The organism is Streptomyces sp. NPDC045678 (genome assembly GCF_056432085.1).
Map to the genome: position 1 here is coordinate 176545 of NZ_JBWKJS010000007.1, position 19926 is coordinate 196470.

The window sequence follows — 19926 nt, forward strand, 5'->3', positions numbered from 1 at the left end:
CGTGGGGGAGGCCAGTCTTCACGGGGTCCGGGCCGTGGCGGCAGCAGGGATCCGGCCAGCCGGTGCGGGCGCGCCGGGCCCGAACCTGCGCCGGTAGCCGGACGGGCTCAGGCCCGTCTCGCGGCGCAGCCGGGCTCGCAGGTTGGCGGCGGTGCCGAGGCCGCTGCGGTGGGCGACCACGTCCAGGCGCTCCTCGCCGCGCTCGATGAGTCGGCAGGCCAGAGCCACGCGCTCCCGGGTGAGCCAGGCCAGCGGGGTCGTGCCGAGCTGCGCGCGGAAGCGGCGGTGCAGGGTGGCGGGGCTGACCCCGGCGCGGGCGGCGAGACCGGTCACGGTCACGGGATCGCCGAGCCGCTCCTGCGCCCAGGCGAGCACCGGCGCGAGCGACTCGTCGGGCACCGTGGGCACGGGCCGCTCGATGAACTGCCGCTGCCCGCCGTCGCGGTGGGCGGCGAACACGAGCCGCCTGCTCACGGAGTTGGCGACCTCCGCACCGAAGTCCTTGCGCACGAGGTGCAGGCAGAGATCGAGGGCGGCCGCGCTGCCCGCCGCGGTGAGGATGTCGCCGTCGTCCACGAACAGCACGTCGGGTTCGAGCTGCACGGCCGGAAACCGCTCACGGAAGGAGTCGGCCCACTGCCAGTGCGTGGAGGCGCGGCGCCCGTCGAGGATGCCCGACTCCGCGAGCGCGAAGGCCCCGGTGCAGAAGCTCAGGACGCGGGCGCCGCGCCCGTGGGCCCGCCGGATGGCGGCGAGGACGTCCGGGGCGCGCGGCACGGTGTGGTTCGGCCGCCCCGGCACGACCAGTGTGTCCGCGGTGTCCACGGCCTCGAGTCCGGGCACGCCGGTGAGGGTGAAGAAGCCGCGGTTCATGCGGACGTCCGGCCCCGTGGTGCACAGCACCAGCTCGTACAGGGCGCCCGGCAGGCCGAGTTCGGGCCGCGGCAGTCCGAAGACCTCCGTGGCGACGCCGACTTCGAAGGGGTTGGTGCCCTCGTCGACGACGACCACGACGCGATGCGCGGGCCCTGCGACGGAGGGGTGAGAGGATCCTTGCGCCATGTGCCATTTCTAGCACTCGCGGCGAGGGCGCGGCACGCCGCAAGATCACCCCATGACCGACGAACCCACCGCCACGACCAACGACCCCGTCGCCCTCGACGAGGCCTTCGCCTCCTTCGACGCCCTGTGGAGCCCCCGCATCGTCGCCTCCGTCAACGACTACGACGTACGCGCCACCAAGGTCCTGGGCACGCACGTCTGGCACGTCCACGACGACACCGACGAGTTCTTCCTCGTACTCGACGGCGAGCTGCACATCGACCTGCGCGAGCCCGCGGGGGAGCGCCGGGTCACGCTCCCGCAGGGCTCGCTCTTCACCGTCCCGCGCGGCACCGAGCACCGGCCCTGCGCCCCCGAGGGTGCCCGCATCCTCCTCTTCGAGCCCACCGGCACCTCGACGGTCGGCGACCGCCACGAGGAGGTACCGGACCACGTGGACGCGACGACGGGGCACGCGCTGCGCGCGTGAGGGCGGCCACGGGAGGATGCTATTCAAGTTTGACTAGACTGGGCGCATGCCCGAGAAGATGATTCCGCTCCTCCCGTGCCGCACCGTCCAGCCGGTGGTCGACTTCTACACCGTCCTCGGCTTCGAGACGACCTTCCTCCAGAAGAGCCCCTATCCGTACGCCGTCGTCGAACGCGGCCGCATCGAGCTGCAGTTCTTCGCCATGAAGGAGTACGACCCCCGGCAGTCCTACTCCGGGTGCTACGTCGTCACGGACGACGTCGAGACGCTGCACGCCGCCTTCCGCGCCGGGCTCAAGGCGGCGTACGGCAGGATCCCCACCCGCGGCCTGCCCCGCATCGGCCCGCTCAAGGACATGTCGTACGGCATGCGGCAGTTCCTGATGACCGACCCCGGCGGCAACAGCATCCGCGTCGGACAGCAGATCAGCGAGGACCAGTCGATGCGCCCCGTCCCCAAGGAGACCTTCGCGCGGGCCCTGCACATGGCCGACCTGTTCGCCGACTCCAAGGAGGACCTGCCCGGCGCCGCGAAGATCATCGACCGGGCCCTCGGCCTCACCGACGAGCGCCCCGCCCCCGAGCAGGAGCTGCGCCTCCTGGTCCTGCGCGGCGACATCGCCCGCCGCCTCGGCGACGACGGCCTGGCGGAGCGGCTCCTGGCCCGCGCCGCGGGCATCCGGCTCGCCGACGCGGAGCGGGAGTCCGCGCGAGACGCCCTGGCACGCCTGGCCGAGCTGCGGGAGTAGCGGCCGACGGCCCGGACGGGCGCGGACCGGCACCCTCCGTATGAGAGCCGTCAAGACGGCCGAACGCGCCGTATGGAGGGTGTCAACGCCGGTCGTGGACGGCGAAAAGGGCGGTTACCTCTAACCGTCCGAGCAACTACTGCACCGTCCACTTCCTTCAGGAGCTCACGATGGCCGACGTGGCCTTCGTCGTCACCACGCTCGCGGTCTTCGCGCTGGTGGCCCTCGTCGCCAAGGGGGTGACCAAGCTGTGACCGCCGAGAACATCGTCGGCCTCGTCGTGGCCGTCGCCCTCCTTGGCTATCTCGTCCTCGCCCTCGTCTTCCCGGAGAGGTTCTGAGTACGGATATGAGCCCCGTCCTTGCCGGTGTGCTCCAGCTGCTCGCCCTCGTGGCGGCGCTCGCCCTCGCACACCGTCCGCTCGGCGACTACATGGCCCACGTCTACGGCTCGAAGAAGCACCTCCGTGCCGAGAAGTGGATCTACAAGGCCATCGGCGCCGACCCCGACACGGAGATGCGCTGGCCCGCGTACCTGCGCGGCGTCCTCGCCTTCTCCGCCGCCGGCGTCCTCTTCCTCTACCTGCTGCAGCGGCTCCAGGGCTCGCTGCCCGGCTCGCTGGGCTTCACGTCCATCGACCCGGACCAGGCGTTCAACACCGCGGCGTCGTTCGTCGCGAACACCAACTGGCAGTCGTACTCCGGCGAACAGGCCATGGGCCACGTCGTGCAGACCGGCGGCCTGGCCGTGCAGAACTTCGTCTCGGCGGCCGTGGGGATCGCCGTCGCGGTGGCCCTCGTACGGGGCTTCGCGCGCTCCCGCACCGGTGAGCTCGGCAACTTCTGGGCCGACCTCGTGCGCGGCACCGTCCGCATCCTGCTCCCGATCTCCCTGATCGGCGCGCTCGTCCTCGTCGCCTGCGGCGCCCTCCAGAACTTCTCCGGCATCCACGAGGTCGGCCAGTTCATGGGCGGGAAGCAGGAGTGGAACGGCGGCGCCGTCGCCTCGCAGGAGGTCATCAAGGAGCTGGGCACGAACGGCGGCGGCTACTTCAACGCCAACTCCGCCCACCCCTTCGAGAACCCCAACCCGCTCTCGAACCTCTTCGAGGTCTTCCTGATCCTGCTCATCCCGTTCGCGCTGACGCGGACCTTCGGCAGGATGGCCGGCTCGGTCCGGCAGGGTTACGCGATCCTCGCCACGATGGCGACGATCTGGCTCGGGTTCACCGCACTGATGATGTGGACCGAGTTCCACCACGGCGGCCCGGCCTTCGACCTCGCGGGCGGGGCGATGGAGGGCAAGGAGAACCGGTTCGGCGTCGCGGGATCGTCGATCTTCTCCGTGGCCACCACGCTCACCTCCACCGGCGCGGTGAACTCCTTCCACTCCTCCTACACCGGCTTCGGCGGCGGCATCCAGATGCTGGGCATGCAGCTCGGCGAGATCGCACCCGGCGGCACGGGATCCGGCCTCTACGGCATGCTCATCATGGCGATCATCGCCGTGTTCATCGCCGGACTGATGGTCGGACGCACCCCCGAGTACCTCGGCAAGAAGATCGGCACCCGCGAGATCAAGCTGGCCGCCTGCTACATCCTCGTCACCCCGGCGCTCGTCCTCGGCTTCACGGCCGTCGCGATGGCCCTGCCCACCCCGGGCGACTCCATGACGAACACCGGCGCGCACGGCTTCTCCGAGATCCTCTACGCCTATACCTCCGGAGCCAACAACAACGGTTCGGCCTTCGCGGGCCTGAACGCCGACACGCAGTGGTTCAACAGCACGATCGGACTCGCGATGCTGCTCGGCCGCTTCCTGCCGATGGTGTTCGTCCTCGCGCTCGCCGGTTCACTGGCCGAGCAGCAGCCGGTCCCCAGGACAGCGGGCACGCTGCGCACCGAGAAGCCGCTCTTCACCGGCCTCCTCGTCGGCACGATCATGATCATCACCGGTCTGACCTTTTTCCCCGCGCTCGCGCTGGGACCGCTTGCCGAGGGGCTCGCGTCATGAGCACACACACCGAGAAGCACCAGGCCGACGACCGGAACGAAGGGTCGCTCGCCACCGCGGAGCGCGCCCCGCACCAGGACGTCCCCGACGGTCCCACGTCCTCCGACGCGGGCAAGGTCGGCGCGGGCCTCTTCGACCCGGCCCAACTCCTGAAGTCGCTGCCGGACGCCTTCCGCAAACTGAACCCGCGCGTGATGGTCAAGTCGCCCGTCATGTTCGTCGTCCTGATCGGCTCGGTGGTCACCACCGTGCTTGCGCTCAAGGACCCGGGGGACTGGTTCGGCTGGGCGATCACCGCCTGGCTCTGGCTGACCACGGTCTTCGCCAACCTCGCGGAGGCCGTCGCCGAGGGCCGCGGCAAGGCCCAGGCCGATACCCTGCGCAAGGCCAAGACCGGCACCGTCGCACGCCGCCTCTCCGGCACCGCCGAGGAGTCCGTGGCCGGCACCGACCTGCGGATCGGCGACCTGGTCGTCTGCGAGGCCGGCGACATCATCCCCGGCGACGGTGACGTCGTCGAGGGCGTGGCCTCCGTCGACGAGTCCGCGATCACCGGCGAATCCGCCCCCGTCATCCGCGAGTCCGGCGGCGACCGCTCCGCCGTCACCGGCGGCACGAAGGTCCTCTCCGACCGCATCGTCATCAAGATCACGACAAAGCCGGGCGAGACGTTCATCGACCGCATGATCAACCTGGTCGAGGGCGCGGCCCGCCAGAAGACGCCCAACGAGATCGCCCTGAACATCCTCCTGGCGTCCCTCACCATCGTCTTCCTGCTCGCCGTCGTCACCCTCAAGCCCTTCGCGATCTACGCGGGCGCCGACGACCAGACCTCGATGATCGTCCTTGCGGCGCTGCTCGTCTGTCTGATCCCGACGACCATCGGCGCCCTGCTCTCCGCGATCGGCATCGCCGGCATGGACCGCCTGGTCCAGCGCAACGTCCTCGCCATGTCGGGGCGGGCCGTGGAAGCGGCGGGCGACGTGTCGACGCTGCTCCTCGACAAGACCGGCACCATCACCCTCGGCAACCGGCAGGCCGCAGAGTTCGTGCCGGTGCGCGGCACCACCGAGGCCGAGGTCGCCGACGCCGCCCAGCTCTCCTCGCTGGCCGACGAGACCCCCGAGGGCCGCTCCGTCGTCGTACTCGCCAAGGAGAGGTACGGCCTGCGCGAGCGCCACCAGGGTGAGCTGACCGGCGCCGAGTGGGTGCCCTTCACGGCACAGACCCGCATGTCGGGTGTGGACGTCGACGGACGCAAGGTCCGCAAGGGCGCGACCGGTTCGGTCATCGCCTGGGTCAAGGAACGTGGTGGCGAGGTCGCCGAGGATGCGCAGGAACTGGGCGGCCGCATTTCACAGGCTGGTGGCACGCCGCTCCTTGTGGCTCTGGAAGACGCTGACGGCGCGCGCGTCCTCGGGGTGATCCACCTCAAGGACGTCGTCAAGGAAGGCATGCGCGAGCGGTTCGACGAACTGCGCCGTATGGGCATCAAGACCGTCATGATCACGGGCGACAACCCGCTGACCGCCAAGGCCATCGCGGACGAGGCGGGCGTGGACGACTTCCTCGCCGAGGCCACGCCCGAGGACAAGATGGCGCTGATCAAGCGCGAGCAGGCCGGCGGCAAACTGGTCGCGATGACGGGCGACGGCACCAACGACGCCCCCGCGCTCGCCCAGGCCGACGTCGGCGTCGCCATGAACACCGGCACCTCCGCCGCCAAGGAGGCCGGGAACATGGTCGACCTGGACTCCAACCCGACGAAGCTCATCGAGATCGTCGAGATCGGCAAGCAACTCCTGATCACCCGAGGGGCGTTGACGACCTTCTCCATCGCCAACGACGTCGCGAAGTACTTCGCGATCATCCCCGCCATGTTCGCGGTGGCCTACCCGAGCCTCGACAAGCTCAACATCATGAACCTGTCGTCGCCCGAGTCCGCGATCCTCTCCGCCGTCGTCTTCAACGCGCTGATCATCGTCGCGCTCGTGCCGCTCGCCCTCAAGGGGGTCCGGTACCGGCCGATGAGCGCCGACAAGATGCTGCGGCGCAACCTCGGCCTCTACGGCCTGGGCGGGCTCATCGCCCCGTTCATCGGCATCAAGCTCATCGACGTACTCATCTCCCTCATCCCCGGCATTGGGTGACGCAGCCATGAACAACTCCGTAGGAAACACCGCCCGGCTGATCGGCGCGGGCCTGCGCGCCCTGCTCGTCCTCACCGTCATCTGCGGCGTCCTCTACCCGCTCGCCGTGACCGGCGTCGCCCAGGCCCTCCTGCCCGGCAGGGCCAACGGCTCCGAGGTGAAGGCGGACGGCAGGACCGTCGGCTCCGAACTCATCGGCCAGCGCTACGACCTGCCGCTGAAGAAGGGCCAGGAGACGGCCGCCCCCGACCTCAAATGGTTCCAGCCCCGCCCCTCCAACGGCCTCGGCGAGAACAGCGTCAACACCCGGTACAAGCTGCTCCTGTCCGGCGCCACCAACCTCTCCGGCGCCAACAAGGAACTGATCGAACAGGTGAAGAACGCCAAGGCGGCCGTCATCAAGGACAACTCCACCCCCGGGCACAGGATCAGCCCCGCCGACGTACCCGCCGACGCGGTCACCTCCTCCGGCTCCGGCCTCGACCCGCACATCTCCCCGGACTACGCCGACCTCCAGGTCCGCCGCGTGGCCGCCGAGAACCACCTGCCCGTACGCCAGGTCGGGAAGCTGGTCGACGAACACACCGACGGACGCACCCTCGGCTTCATCGGCGAGCCGCGCGTCAACGTCCTCCAACTCAACATCGCCCTCCAGGAACTCACCGGCAAGGGGTGACCGGATGAAACGGGTGCTGGTCGTGGAGGACGACGCGCAGCTCGTACGGGCTCTCGTGATCAGCCTCCGGGCCCGTGAGTACGGGGTGGACGCCGCCCCCGACGGAACCACCGCGCTGCGCCTGACGAAGGCCCGGCAGCCGGACGTCGTCATCCTCGACCTGGGCCTGCCCGACATGGACGGCATCGAGGTGCTCAAGCTCCTCCGCGCCCTGACCCGCGCGCCGGTCCTGGTCCTCACCGCCCGGCGCGCCTCGGCCGAGAAGGTCGTGGCGCTCGACGCGGGGGCCGACGACTACATCACCAAGCCGTTCGGCATGAACGAGCTCCTCGCCCGGCTGCGGGCCGCCGTCCGCCGCACCGAACCCGTCCCGGCGGGCCGGGAGACCGCCGTCGTCACCACCGACGGCTTCACCGTCGACCTGGTCGCCAAAAAGGTCACCCGCGACGGCCGCGACGTACGCCTCACCCCCACGGAATGGCAGCTCCTGGAAATCCTCATCCGCCACCCGGGACACCTCGTCCCCCAACGGCAGCTGCTGCTCGACGTGTGGGGCCCGTCCCACGGTACGAAGACCAACTACCTGCGGGTCTACATGGCCCAGCTCCGCCGCAAACTGGAGGCGGACCCCTCCCGGCCCCGGCACCTCGTCACGGAGCCGGGAATGGGGTACCGCTTCGAGAGCTGAGCTCCGGGAGCGGCGCTCAGGGCGCCGGATCCGTGTCCCGCAGTACCGTTCGGATGAATTCCTCGGCGCCCGAGATCTGCTCCGCGTCGATCTCCACCTCCTTGCCGTCGGGGTGCCGCACGACGATGGAGAGGTTCGCGCGCCGCTGCTTGATCCAGAGCTGCGCGGACGCCACCAGCGCGGCGACCGTACCGCTGCTGACCGTCGTCAGGACCAGCTCCGACACGGTCCCCATCTGGCCGGGCTCCGGCGTCCCGCGCGCGAGCCGGACCCGGCCCCGCAGGTCGTCCTCCCGCTGCAGCCAGGCGAGCAGATCCCGCACCAGCGCCGTGTCGGAGCCCGCAGGACCCGTCACCTCGATCTGTACCGACATGACATCACCGCATCCGTTCCCGCGTCCGCGCGTACGTGTTCGCACGGACGTCTCGTCATACTGTGCCCCACGACAACTCGGTCCGTACGGGGGAGAATTGGGCCGACCCGAAGCGAAGTGGTGAGGCAGTGCGCACAGCGGTGGCCGCGTTCGACGTGGGTGGTACCAATTCCCGGCTGCGCGGCGGACGGGCCGGCGATCCGGAGTACGGCGAGTGGAAGGTGCGGACCGCCGACTTCCCGTCGCTCGGCGACCTCGTGACCGCCTCCCTCGGCGAAGCGGGCCTGCGCCCCGAGGCCGTGGTGCTCGCGGTCGCGGGCCGCGTCCCCGCGCACGGCAACGTACAGATGACGAACCTGCCGCACTGGCCGCTCTTCGAGAGCGCCGCGTTCGCCGCCGAGCACGGCATCCGGCTCCGCGTCGTGAACGACATGACGGCGACCGCACACGGCATGGCGGACCTCGGACCGGACGAGGTGCGGCCGCTCACCCACCACGACGCCGAATCCCGCGCGGACGAACTCCTCGCGGTCTCCGTGGGCAGCGGCGTCGGCAGCGCCCTCCTGGACGGGCACGGTGCGGTGCGCACGTCCGAGTCGGGACACGTCACCTGGCAGCCGGTGGACGCCTTCGAGGCCGGGTACCTCGACTTCCTGCGGTCCGGGAGCGGAGGACTCGCAGGGGTCGTCACCGTCGAGGAGTCCATCGGCGGGCTCCGCGGCTTCGACCGGATGTACGACTACGTGTGTCACGCGGCGCCGCCCGCCCCCGATCTGCACGCCGGGGTGACCGAGGCGCGCGCGTCCGGCGCGGCCGTCGCGCCGCTGATCACCGCGGCGGCGCTGACCGGCGACCCCCGCGCCCGTGAGGTCGTCCGGCTCTTCGCCTCCCTCTTCGGCCAGTACCTGCGCGGCGTGGTCCTGGTGTGCCTGCCCGCGGGCGGCGTCGTCACCCTGACCAGCGGGGTGCTGCAGGCGCCCGGGGTCGCGGAGTTCCTGTGCGCGGAGACGGCGTTCCTGGACCGCTTCATCAGCCCGGGAGCCTGCCACCACGACCTGCTCGCGGAGGTCCCGGTCCGACTCGCCCTCGACCCGCTGGTGGGCGTGCGGGGCGCCTACCGCCTGGCCACGCGGGACGTCCTGGGGGAGGAGCGGCCGGCCGACTGAGGCCACGGGGACGACCAGGACGCCGCTCCCCGAGCCCTAGAGCGGCGCGCACCACCCGTCGGCCCCGGGCAGTCCCGCCGACTCCTCCGGCCCCCACGACCCGCGCGCGTAGGGGAGCGGCGCGTCCCGCACCTCCAGCGCCGGGGCCACGATGCGCCACGACTCCTCCACCGTCCGCATCGACACGAACCGGCCCGTCCTGCCGTGGAGCGCGTCCGCAAGGAGGTGCGTGTACGCCTCCCACGACGGCCCGGCCGCCTCCAGATCGAAGGCCAGATCCACCGGTACCGGCCCGGGATCGGCCCCGGGCCTGCGGGCGTTGACGGTCAGCACGGCCCCGCCGTGACCGCCGAGCCGGAAGCGCAGCCGCGCGGGCCCCGGATCCTCCCGGGTGAACCACAGCCGGCGCTCGGCGGGCACGAAGTCCACGACCACCTCGATCGCCGTCGCGGCAAGGCCCTTGCCGGAGCGCAGCAGGAACGGCACACCGCGCCAGCGCTCGGCGTCGACGTCGAGGCGCAGCGCGGCGAAGGTCTCCACCGCCGAATCGCCGGCCACGCCCGCCTCCGCCCGGTACCCCGCGTACTGCCCGCGCACGAGCTGCCCGGGATCGACCGGGCGCACCCGGGCCAGGGCCTGAGCGATCCGTTCGCGGAAGGCCTCCGCGGTGCCGTCGGCGGGCGCCTCCATCGCCACTATCCCGACGAGTTGCAGCAGATGGCTCTGGACGACGTCGCGGACCGCGCCGATCTCCTCGTACAGAGATCCTCGCGTGTCGACGCCTCTGCTCTCGCAATGCGTGATCTGCACCCGGGAAATGGTGTTCCTGTCCCACGCGGAGGCCAGGAAGGGATTGCAGAAACGGAAAGCGAGGAGATTTTCGACCGCTTCCTTGCCGAGGTAGTGATCCATTCTCAGCACGGAGTCGGCGGAGAATACTTTGAGCAGGGATTCGTTGAGCTCCCGCGCCGAATGGAGATCCTTGCCGAAGGGTTTCTCGACGAGTACGGAGCCCGGTGGGAGGCGCACGGCTCCCATCGTCGCGATCGTGCCGGTCGCCAGCGGGGGCGGCACGCCGAGGAAGTACACGGGACGGTCCGTGGTGCGCAGTGCGCGGGCCACGTCCTCCATGGTGCCGGGGTGCGCCGTGTCCCCCTCGACGTAGCAGGTCCTGGCCAGCAGCCCGTGGACCGTCACACCGTCCGAGGGGCCGCACATGTCGTGGACGGCCGACGTCACGAACTTCTCGAAGCCCTCCCTGCCGAGGCCGGGCAGTCCCACCGCGACGATCAAAGGCGTGCACCGCTCGGAAAACGAGAGTGACAGGCGATAGAGGGCGGGCCAGAGTTTTCGCCGTGCCAGATCACCGGTCGCGCCGAAGAGAACCAAGGCATCCGACGATGCGTTCGTCACGCACCCTCCTCAGGAAGAACCCGACGCCCGCGAGAATACCCAAGCCATCCGTCCGGGACACGTCTCGCAACCTTTCGCGCGCCGTATAATTCGCCCAACTTGGCTTGACCCACGGGGGTGGACCGGTGCCGGCAGGGGAAATCCACGGAACGGTCGCGGGCGCGCCGTCGCGCGACGCGCCCGCGACCGGCTCGCAGACCAGCTGGGAGGGGCTCCGCAGGCTGGTGGACGACCACACGGGCAGGCGGCAGGGCCGGGACGCCCCGGACGCGGAAGAGCCCCGCAGGACCGCGATCGGGTCGGTCGACGAGCTGTCGCGGGCCGTCGCCGAGGACCCCGAGTTCAGCCGCCGACTGATCGAGGGCCTGCTGCGGTTCCGGCCCGCCGAAGCGGTGCCCGCGGACCGGCCGCCACTCCCCGTCCCCCACCAGCTGCCGCTCGACCGTCCGGGATTCGTCGGCCGCGACGACGAACTCGCGGAACTGGACCAGCTGTTGGAGGAGCGCCGCAGGACGGGCCCCGACACCGCCGTGATCTCCTCCGTCGGCGGCGCCCCCGGAGTGGGGAAGACCGCGCTGATGGTCCACTGGGCGCACCGCTCGCGCGACGCGTTCCCGGACGGACAGCTCTACGTCAACCTCCGGGGCTACGGACCTGGCATCCCCCTCGAACCCGCCGAGGTCCTCGCCGACTTCCTGCACGCGCTGGACGTGGCCTCGCCCAAGGTGCCGCAGGAACTCGAACCGCGCGCGGCCATGTTCCGCACCCTGCTGCACGAACGGAAGATGCTGCTCCTCCTGGACAACGCCCGCGACACGGCACAGGTGCTGCCCCTGCTGCCCGGCAGCGCCACCTGCGTGGTCATCGTGACCAGCCGCAACCGCCTCCAGGGCCTGGTGGGGACCTACGGAGCGCGCAGCATCCGCCTCGACACCCTGAGCGAACGCGAGTCCATAGAGCTGCTGACCGGCATCGTCGGCGGCGACCGCGTACTGCACGAACCCGGCGCGGTCGAGGAACTCGCGGCCGGCTGCGGCCATCTGCCGCTGGCCCTCAGCATCGTGGGCGAGCGTGTCGCCGCGTACCCGCAGTGGCCCATAGCCGACCTTCTGGAAGGCCTCGGCGACGAGCGCCACCGGCTCGACACCTTCGCCGCGGACGGCGAGGACACCGGCGCCGAACAGCGCGAGGTGCGGGTCGCCTTCTCCTGGTCGTACCGCGCACTGGGCGCCGGCAGTGCCCGCTGCTTCCGCATCCTCGGCCTGCACCCCACGGGCGAGTTCAGCCTCCTCGCCGCGGCCGCCGCGACCGGCGACTCCCGGGCCCGCACCAACGTGTACCTGCGCGGCCTGATCGACTGCCATCTGCTCGAACAGGTGGCACCCGACCGGTTCCGCTTCCACGACCTCATCCACGACTACGCCGCCGAGCGCGCGTACGACGAGGAGTCCGAGGCCTCCCGCGAGGAGTCCATCCGGCGCTGCCTGCTCTGGTACCTGCACACCGCCGACGCGGCCAACCGGCAACTGATGCCGCACCGGCGCGCCATCGACCTCGACGCGCTGCCCGAACGGTGCGAGCCGCTCCGGTTCGCCGACGGGTCGGAGGCCCTCACCTGGTGCGACACCGAACGGACCCACCTGATCGCCCTCGTCCGCCAGGCGGTACAGCGCGAACAGGACGCCATCGCCTGGCAACTGCCCGTGGTCCTGTGGAGCTTCTTCAACGTGCGCAAGCTGATGAGCGACTGGATCGTCACCCATGAACTGGGGCTGAGCGGTGCCCGCCACTCCGGCTGCCACAAGGGCGAGGCGTGGACGCTGAACAGCCTCGGCAACGCCTACCGCGGCACGCTGGAGTTCAACAAGGCCGTCGAGGTCTGGGAACAGGCCCTGGCCATCCGCCGCCGCATCGGCGACAAGTACGGCGAAGGGACCTCGCTCAACAACCTGGCCGGCGCGCTGCGGCGGATGAACCGCATCGAGGACTCGATCCGCTGCTCCAAGAGGGCCCTGGCCATCCACCGGGAGATCCGGGACCGCTGGAACGAGGGCATCGACCTCAACAGCCTCGGCACCGCCTACCGCGACCTCGGCCGGATCGAGCAGGCGATCGCCTACTGGCTCGACGCCCTCGTCATCCAGCGCGAGATCAAGGACCTCTTCGGCCAGGGCACATCGCTCAACCACCTCGGCGAGGCCTACCGCACGGCCGGGCGCGACGACGAGGCCGTGGCGACGTTCGACGAGGCACTGCGGATCAGGCGCTCCTTCGGCGACGAACCGGGCGCCGCGGCGACCGCGGTCAACCTGGGCGCGACGCTGGCCGCCATGGGCCGGCCGAAGGAGGCCGCGGTCTACTACTCCCTGGCCCTGAAGGACCTCGAACGCCTCGGCGACCCGCGCACCGAGGCCGTCAAGGAGGCCCTCCGCGCCCTGGACGACGACATCGCGCCCTGGAGCCCGGACTCCTAGGGACTTCCTGCACAGGCCCTAGGACCGGCGGTCCCGGACCTCCGCGAGGTCGGCGAGCTGCGCCCGCAGCCAGCTCTCGGGCGACGTGGTCAGCAGCGGCTCCCGCATCCGGTGCGCCCGCGCGGCACGCCCGGACGGCGGCATGGCGAGCGCCCGCCCGAGCGCCGACACGGTCGCGCGGACATCACGCGGATCGTCGACCAGGACGGCGCCCGCGCCGAGCCGCTCGGCGCTCCCGGTCCGGGCCGACAGGACGACCGCCCCGTCCCGCCCGTTCACCAGCACCCCTTCCTGGGCGACCAGATTCATCCCATCGTGCACGGAGTTGACCAGCAGGACGTCGTACTCCCGCAGCGCCGCCATGGCCCGCACCCGGTCCTCGTCCCAGTACACGGTCAGGACCCCGGGAAAGTCCCGCTGGACGGCGGCGACGGCCTCCCGCACACGGGCCGCGTACCACGCGTACTCGGGCACGGCGGGCCGGGAAGGAGTCAGACAGCACACGAACCTGACGCTGTGCCGCAGCTCCGGGCGCTCGGCGAGGAGCAGCGCGAAGGCCTCGAACCCCCGCAGGACGTTCTTCGCGGGATCGAGCCGGTCGACGCGCACCAGCAGCCGCGCACCACCCCCCGCCCCCTCCCGCAGCCGCCGGAAGGCACCGGACCACCGGTCCGCCTCCGCCGAGCCGAACACACCCGCCAGGTACTCCTGATCGGGCGGCGCCGGATAGCGGCGGACCAGCGTCCGGCCTCCCGCGTGGCGGACCGCTCCGGCAGCCACGTCGACCTCGTGCCCGGCCTCCCCGGCGAAACGGAGGAAGGAATCCGCCCACCGCTCGCACTGGAAGCCCAGCACGTCCGCCGCGAGCATGCCGCGCAGGAGCAGCCCGCGCGCCACCTCCGGCAGCACCGCGAGCGACGAGGGGCCGGCGAACGCGGCGTGCACGAAGAGGCCCACGGTCTGCGTGGGCAGCAGGGAGCGCAGGAACCCGGGCGCCGTGGCGAACTGGTAGTCCTGGAAGCACACGACGGTACGGGGACGGCAGTACGTCGCGGCCGCCGCGGCCACACCACGGTTCACCCGCTGATACGCCCGCAACGCCGCGCGGTCGCCGAGCGGCCCCGGGCCCCCCTCGTCGAGGTCCCGCGGAAGGTCCGCCCACAGATCGTGGAGCGCGTACCAGAGCCCTCGTACGCCCGCGTCCTCGTAGTACCGCCGGTAGTCCGCCGTCCGGAAGGGCACCGGCCGGAATCCGTAACCGAGCCCCAGCCCCGCGAACCGGCCGTCCCGTACCGCCTCCCGGTCCTCCTCGCTCGCCGACGGAGCCAGCCAGCACACGTCGCCGTCGAGCGCCCGCGCGGACCGGTCGAGCAGCGCCGTCACACTGCCCGTCCTGCGTTCCGGAGCGAGACCGGACGGGCCGGCCCGGAACGTCACGGGTCCCCGGTCGGACACCAGCACCACATCGGCCGTACCCGCTCCCCGCGCGGCCCGACGGTCCACCGTCAGCCCTGCGTTCCGTCGAACGAGGCCTCCAGAATGTCCTGGGAGCGGCCCCTCCCCGTACCCAGGGCGAGCGCGAGGGAGTGCACGAGACCCAGGTGGACGGTCTCCACCACGCCGTACACCTCGCTGTCGACCAGCAGCGGCACGTCGACGAGCGCGGCCGCGCTGCCCCCCGAACCGCCGAGCAGCCCGACCGTGCGCACACCGCGCGTCCGAGCCGTCTTCAGGCCTTCCAGGATGTTCGGGGAGTTGCCGCTGACGCTGATGGCCACCACGACATCGCCCGGCGTCAGCAGGCGGGCCAACTGCTCGGAGAACACGCGGTCGTAGCCGATGTCGTTGGCCAGCGCGCTGAGCAGCGGAGTGTTGCCGGTGAGCGCGTTCGTCCGCAGACCCGCGGCCTGTGGGCCCGAGGTCATGGCGAGATCGCACGCCAAGTGGCCCGCCGTCGCCGCGCTGCCGCCGTTGCCGATCGCGTAGAGACAGTTGCCGGTCGTCCTGACCGAGTCCAGCAGCCGGACCGCCGAAGCGAACCCATCGGGCTCCACCGCGAGAGCGGCGTCGGCCACCAGGTTCTGGAACGCCGTACAGACGGCGGAAGCCCGGTGCGCACCGCCTCTGCCGTCTAACGCGTCCGCGTTGTCCCGCACGTCCGAGCGCCCCATGAGAACCCCCACCCGTCACAGCCGACTTCGGATTGGCCAGCATGCCCGAAACCTCGGACAGCGGTAAGAGCGCCACCCCTCAAATGAGTTGCGTCGCTATCATTTGGGCAGCGGTGCGGCACGGCAAGAGGGGGACCAAGTGCGGTTGGCCGGCGGTTCGAACTCCCATGCAGTGCTCATCGGTTGCGGCAGCTACGACGACGCCGAACTGCCGCACCTGCCCGCGGTCAGCAACAACCTCGACGACCTGCGGACCTTGCTCACCAGCCCGGGCAACGTCGCGCTCCCCGAGGAGCGCTGCACGCTCCTGCGCGACGTACGGGAACCGCAGAAGGTCGGGGCGGCGCTCAGCCGCGCGGCGAGCGGCGTGGAGGACATGTTCCTCGTCTACTTCGCGGGCCACGGCGCGCTGGACGAACACGGACTGCTCCACCTCCTGCTCACCGGGAGCGACACCCGGCTGCTCGGCTGGTCGAGTCTGCGGTTCGACCTCATCCGCCAGACCATGGCGTCCGCACCCGCGAGGAACCGCGTCCTGCTCCTCGACTGCTGCTTCTCGGGCCGGGCCATCGAAGCCATGGGCGACACCGCGTCGCTCTACTTCGGCCAGCTGGAGATCGCCGGTACGTTCGTCCTCGCCTCCGCCCCCGCGAACACCCCGGCCCGCGCGCCCCTGGGCGACCGCCACACGCTGTTCACGGGCGAACTGATCAAGTTCCTGCGCGACGGCTCGGCCGCGGAACCCGAACTGCTCACCCTCGGCGCGGCCTACCGCCACACGTCCCGCGTCCTCACCGCCAAGGGCGAGCCGAGGCCCCAGCGGTGCGGCACGGGGACGAGCGACCAGCTGGCCCTGGCCGCGAACACCGCGTTCCGCAGGCTGACCGCCGAGGACGTGCCCGAGCGGCTGAGCAGCGCCGTCGAAATGGGGGAGGCCGGTGACCCGGCGGGCGCGCTGGAAGCTTTGAACGTCCTCGCGCAGCAGTGCGGCCGGGTGCTCGGTGCCCACCACGAGCTCACCCTCCTCACGCACCGGGCCCTGGCGCACGCCGAGGGGGAGAGCGGCCGGGCGGCCGCCGCGGCCGCGCGGTACGAGCGGCTCGCCGAGCAGCTGGCCGCCGAACACGGCCCACGCCACCCGGACACCCTCCAGGCGCGCCACGAGCACGCCCGCTGGGCCGGCATCGGCGGCGACGCCGCGGCCGCCGCGGACCTCTTCGCCGAGCTCGCCGTGGACGCCTCGGGGGCGCTGGGCCCGGGGGACGTGCGCGCGCTCAGCTGCCGATGGCAGCACGCCCACTGGCTGGGGGTGAGCGGCCATCCCGAGCGGGCCGCGGCAGCCTTCGCCGAGCTCGCCGAGAACTACCGCTCCGCACTGGGCGAGCGACACGGCGACACGCGCGCGGCGCGCCGCAACCACGTGTACTGGCGGGACGCCGCGGGACCGGCGTGAGCGTCCCTTCGTACGCAACGCGAAAGGCCCCAGTCTCTCGACTGGGGCCCTGCTGGTGTCCGAGGGGGGACTTGAACCCCCACGCCCGATAAAGGGCACTAGCACCTCAAGCTAGCGCGTCTGCCATTCCGCCACCCGGACAAGGTGTCTGTCTTCGCGGGGCGTTTCCCGCGGCGACACAGAGAACATTACCAGGCTTCCAGGGGTCCCCGATCACCCCCGCCACCCCTCGTGAACTGCGGATGACGTCACCCGCCCGCCCTTGGGCGCGGAGCCGCGGAGAGAGAGGATGAGGGGGACCACCAGCAGCGAATGCGGGAGGAGCCAGCGTGAGCGGGTCCAGCACGGACAAGGCCGTCACCGGTGAGGACGAGGTCGTCGACCTCTGTCGCGAACTGATCCAGATCGATACGAGCAACTACGGCGACCACTCGGGCCCGGGGGAGCGCAAGGCCGCCGAGTACGTCGCGGAGAAACTCGCCGAGGTGGGCCTCGAGCCGAAGATCTTCGAATCCCACCCGGGCAGGGCCTCCACGGTCGCCAGGATCGAGGGCGAGGACCCGTCGCGGCCCGCGCTCCTGATCCACGGCCACACGGACGTCGTCCCGGCCAACGCCGCGGACTGGACGCACCACCCCTTCTCCGGGGAGATCGCGGACGGCTGCGTGTGGGGCCGGGGCGCGGTCGACATGAAGGACATGGACGCGATGACCCTCGCGGTCGTGCGCGAGCGCATGCGCACCGGCCGCAAGCCCCCGCGCGACATCGTCCTGGCCTTCCTCGCGGACGAGGAGGCGGGCGGCACGTACGGCGCGCGGCACCTGGTCGACAACCACCCCGGTCTCTTCGAGGGGTGCACGGAGGCGATCAGCGAGGTCGGCGGCTTCTCGTTCACCGTCAACGAGAACCTGCGGCTCTACCTCGTCGAGACGGCGCAGAAGGGCATGCACTGGATGAAGCTCACCGTGGACGGCACCGCCGGCCACGGATCGATGATCCACAAGGACAACGCGATCACCGAGCTCTCCGAGGCCGTCGGACGGCTCGGGCGCCACAAGTTCCCGGTGCGCGTCACCAAGACGCTGCGGCACTTCCTCGACGAACTCGGCGACGCCCTCGGCACCGAGCTCGACCCGGAGGACATGGACGCGACGCTCGCCAAGCTCGGCGGCATCGCCAAGCTCATCGGCGCCTCCCTGCAGAACACCGCCAACCCCACGCAGCTCGGCGCCGGGTACAAGGTGAACGTGATCCCGGGCCAGGCCACCGCGCACGTCGACGGCCGCTACCTGCCCGGCTACGAGGAGGAGTTCCTCGCCGACCTCGACCGGATTCTCGGCCCGCGGGTCAAGCGCGAGGACGTTCATGCCGACAAGGCACTGGAGACCACCTTCGACGGTGCGCTCGTCGACGCCATGCAGACCGCCCTGCGCGCCGAGGACCCGATCGCCCGCGCCGTGCCGTACATGCTCTCGGCCGGCACGGACGCCAAGTCCTTCGACGACCTCGGCATCCGCGGCTTCGGCTTCGCGCCGCTGAAGCTGCCGCCGGAGCTGGACTTCGCCGGCATGTTCCACGGTGTCGACGAGCGGGTGCCGGTGGACGGCCTCAAGTTCGGGGTCCGGGTGCTCGACCGGTTCATCGACGCCTCCTGACGGAAAGCGGCCGGAATTCGGTGGAAATCCGGCCGCTTCATGCGCTGAAACGACACTCCAACAATCGTCAGCGCGTGCGTACTTGACTGAGAAGAGTGAAAGGGCTCCTCGGCTCGTAGCCTCACCAGTTTCCCCTCGTTACAGGTCATGCAGTCCGCGGCTGGGACTGCATTGCCAACGAGGAGGAATAATGATCAAGAAGGTCGTCGCCGCTGTGGCTGCCACTGGTGGTCTCGTGCTCGCCGGTGCGGGCATCGCCACCGCCGACGCCGGCGCCCAGGGTGCCGCCGTGGGCTCTCCCGGTGTCGTGTCGGGCAATGTCATCCAGGTGCCCGTGCACATCCCGGTGAACGCCTGCGGCAACACGGTCTCCGTGATCGGGCTGCTGAACCCCGCCTTCGGTAACGCCTGCGTCAACAAGTGACGCCGTTGTGCCTCACCCCTTGAGGGTCTGAGTCCGTCGGCCCCGGAGTGCGTGCCATGCGCTCCGGGGCCGACGGGCATTCCGCGTCCGGGCAGCGGGCCCGTACGCATTCCGGCAGGTTGAAGGCAGGGAACAGCTATGCGACAGGTCACGCGCAAAGGCCTGATCACCGTGGCGGCCGCGACCGGCGTGCTCGCCGCGACCGGCGGTTACGCACATGCGGACTCGGGTGCCCAGGGAAGCAGTTCGAAGTCGCCCGGCGTGTTGGCGGGCAACAACGTCCAGCTGCCCGTCGACGCACCGGTCAACGTGTGCGGCAACACCGTGAACGTGGTCGGCGTCCTCAATCCGGCGATGGGCAACAGCTGCGTCAACGGGGGCCACAAGGGCGGTGGCTCGCACAAGCCGTCCGGCGGCGCCAAGGCGCACGGTCACGCCAGTGACTCGCCCGGCGTCGGCTCCGGCAACAACGTGCAGTTGCCGGTCAACGCCCCGGTGAACGTGTGCGGCAACAGCGTCACCATCGGCGGCCTCGGCAACCCCGCGATGGGCAACGAGTGCGCGAACGAATCCGGTTCCACGGTGACCCCGCCGGGCGGCGAGAAGCCCCCGACCGGGCCCGAGGAGCCGGGTAACCCGGAACACCCCGGCAACCCGGAAAACCCCGGCAATCCGGAACACCCCGGTAACCCGGAGGAGCCCGGCAAGCCGGGCAATCCTGGCGAACCCGGTCACCCCGGTCACCCCGGCAACCCCGGCGGCCCGGAAACCCCCGGGGGCTCCCAGTCCCCGCACGGCCCGCTCAAGCCGATCCAGGACCGCGCCATGCCGAACAACCCGCAGGCGCAGGTCGTCACCCCGCCCGAGGGGACGTCGCAGCTCGCGTCGACCGGCAGCGAGCTGCCGCTCGGCCTCGCGCTGCCCGTCGGCGCGGGCGCGGTGCTCGCGGGCGCGGTGCTCTACCGCAGGGCCCGGGCGTCCGCCTGAGCCA

At 71.1% G+C, this 19926-nt stretch carries 18 protein-coding genes and 1 tRNA gene; 13 read left to right on the top strand and 6 right to left on the bottom strand.

Annotation, left to right across the window (positions count from 1 at the left end; genetic code table 11):
• Positions 1-18: 18 nt before the first annotated feature.
• Positions 19-1062, bottom strand: a complete 1044-nt coding sequence (locus AC07DO_RS24860; RefSeq protein ID WP_479062723.1) for a GlxA family transcriptional regulator — start codon at positions 1060-1062, stop codon at positions 19-21.
• 52 nt (positions 1063-1114) lie between these two features.
• Between AC07DO_RS24860 and AC07DO_RS24865 the strand changes: the two genes are divergently transcribed.
• From AC07DO_RS24865 to AC07DO_RS24895, 7 genes are all read left to right on the top strand, one after another.
• Positions 1115-1531 (top strand): cupin domain-containing protein, encoded by a 417-nt coding sequence (locus AC07DO_RS24865; RefSeq protein WP_479062724.1) that lies wholly within the window; start codon positions 1115-1117, stop codon positions 1529-1531.
• A 46-nt stretch (positions 1532-1577) separates the two neighbouring features.
• Positions 1578-2279 carry a bleomycin resistance protein gene (locus AC07DO_RS24870; protein ID WP_479062725.1) on the top strand — a complete coding sequence of 234 codons (702 nt, stop codon included), beginning with the start codon at positions 1578-1580 and terminating at the stop codon, positions 2277-2279.
• Between the two features lie 250 nt (positions 2280-2529).
• On the top strand, positions 2530-2619 hold the full coding sequence (kdpF, locus tag AC07DO_RS24875; protein WP_033264828.1) for a K(+)-transporting ATPase subunit F: 90 nt from the start codon (positions 2530-2532) through the stop codon (positions 2617-2619).
• Positions 2620-2627: 8 nt separating this feature from the next.
• The gene (gene kdpA / locus AC07DO_RS24880) at positions 2628-4292 is read left to right on the top strand and encodes a potassium-transporting ATPase subunit KdpA (RefSeq protein ID WP_479062727.1); all 1665 of its coding nucleotides are present in this window, start codon (positions 2628-2630) and stop codon (positions 4290-4292) included.
• Entirely contained in the window at positions 4289-6442 is a 2154-nt protein-coding gene (gene kdpB, locus AC07DO_RS24885; RefSeq protein WP_479062729.1) for a potassium-transporting ATPase subunit KdpB, read from the top strand. The genes kdpA and kdpB overlap by 4 nt, the downstream gene beginning before the upstream one ends.
• Before the next feature lie 7 nt (positions 6443-6449).
• Entirely contained in the window at positions 6450-7118 is a 669-nt protein-coding gene (locus AC07DO_RS24890; protein ID WP_479062731.1) for a potassium-transporting ATPase subunit C, read from the top strand.
• A gap of 4 nt (positions 7119-7122) precedes the next feature.
• Entirely contained in the window at positions 7123-7806 is a 684-nt protein-coding gene (locus tag AC07DO_RS24895; protein ID WP_479062732.1) for a response regulator, read from the top strand.
• Positions 7807-7822: 16 nt separating this feature from the next.
• Here the strand turns inward: AC07DO_RS24895 and AC07DO_RS24900 are convergent, their stop codons facing one another.
• Entirely contained in the window at positions 7823-8179 is a 357-nt protein-coding gene (locus AC07DO_RS24900) for an effector-associated constant component EACC1 (protein WP_479062733.1), read from the bottom strand.
• Between the two features lie 128 nt (positions 8180-8307).
• Here AC07DO_RS24900 and AC07DO_RS24905 point away from each other — a divergent pair, with 128 nt between their 5' ends.
• Positions 8308-9345 (top strand): glucokinase, encoded by a 1038-nt coding sequence (locus tag AC07DO_RS24905; protein ID WP_479062735.1) that lies wholly within the window; start codon positions 8308-8310, stop codon positions 9343-9345.
• Between the two features lie 36 nt (positions 9346-9381).
• Here the strand turns inward: AC07DO_RS24905 and AC07DO_RS24910 are convergent, their stop codons facing one another.
• Positions 9382-10758 (bottom strand): glucose-6-phosphate dehydrogenase, encoded by a 1377-nt coding sequence (locus tag AC07DO_RS24910; protein WP_479062737.1) that lies wholly within the window; start codon positions 10756-10758, stop codon positions 9382-9384.
• A gap of 125 nt (positions 10759-10883) precedes the next feature.
• Between AC07DO_RS24910 and AC07DO_RS24915 the strand changes: the two genes are divergently transcribed.
• Positions 10884-13232, top strand: a complete 2349-nt coding sequence (locus AC07DO_RS24915; protein WP_479062738.1) for an ATP-binding protein — start codon at positions 10884-10886, stop codon at positions 13230-13232.
• Between the two features lie 18 nt (positions 13233-13250).
• Here the strand turns inward: AC07DO_RS24915 and AC07DO_RS24920 are convergent, their stop codons facing one another.
• Together AC07DO_RS24920 and AC07DO_RS24925 are read right to left on the bottom strand one after the other, a co-directional pair.
• Complete coding sequence (locus AC07DO_RS24920; RefSeq protein WP_479062739.1) at positions 13251-14687, bottom strand: trehalose-6-phosphate synthase; 1437 nt, start codon at positions 14685-14687, stop codon at positions 13251-13253.
• 50 nt (positions 14688-14737) lie between these two features.
• A complete protein-coding gene (locus AC07DO_RS24925; RefSeq protein ID WP_479062740.1) occupies positions 14738-15403 on the bottom strand; it encodes an SIS domain-containing protein in 666 nt (221 codons plus the stop codon).
• Between the two features lie 172 nt (positions 15404-15575).
• Between AC07DO_RS24925 and AC07DO_RS24930 the strand changes: the two genes are divergently transcribed.
• Positions 15576-16856, top strand: a complete 1281-nt coding sequence (locus tag AC07DO_RS24930) for a caspase family protein (RefSeq protein ID WP_479062742.1) — start codon at positions 15576-15578, stop codon at positions 16854-16856.
• A 53-nt stretch (positions 16857-16909) separates the two neighbouring features.
• On the opposite strand, the gene AC07DO_RS24935 is transcribed toward AC07DO_RS24930, so the two are convergent.
• Positions 16910-16997 (bottom strand) — tRNA-Leu (locus tag AC07DO_RS24935).
• Positions 16998-17185: 188 nt separating this feature from the next.
• Between AC07DO_RS24935 and AC07DO_RS24940 the strand changes: the two genes are divergently transcribed.
• From AC07DO_RS24940 to AC07DO_RS24950, 3 genes are all read left to right on the top strand, one after another.
• Entirely contained in the window at positions 17186-18511 is a 1326-nt protein-coding gene (locus AC07DO_RS24940) for a M20/M25/M40 family metallo-hydrolase (protein ID WP_479062743.1), read from the top strand.
• Between the two features lie 190 nt (positions 18512-18701).
• Positions 18702-18935 (top strand): chaplin, encoded by a 234-nt coding sequence (locus AC07DO_RS24945; protein ID WP_479062744.1) that lies wholly within the window; start codon positions 18702-18704, stop codon positions 18933-18935.
• Between the two features lie 138 nt (positions 18936-19073).
• Positions 19074-19922: a chaplin gene (locus AC07DO_RS24950; protein WP_479062746.1), complete on the top strand. Its 849-nt coding sequence runs from the start codon at positions 19074-19076 to the stop codon at positions 19920-19922.
• Positions 19923-19926: the final 4 nt, after the last annotated feature.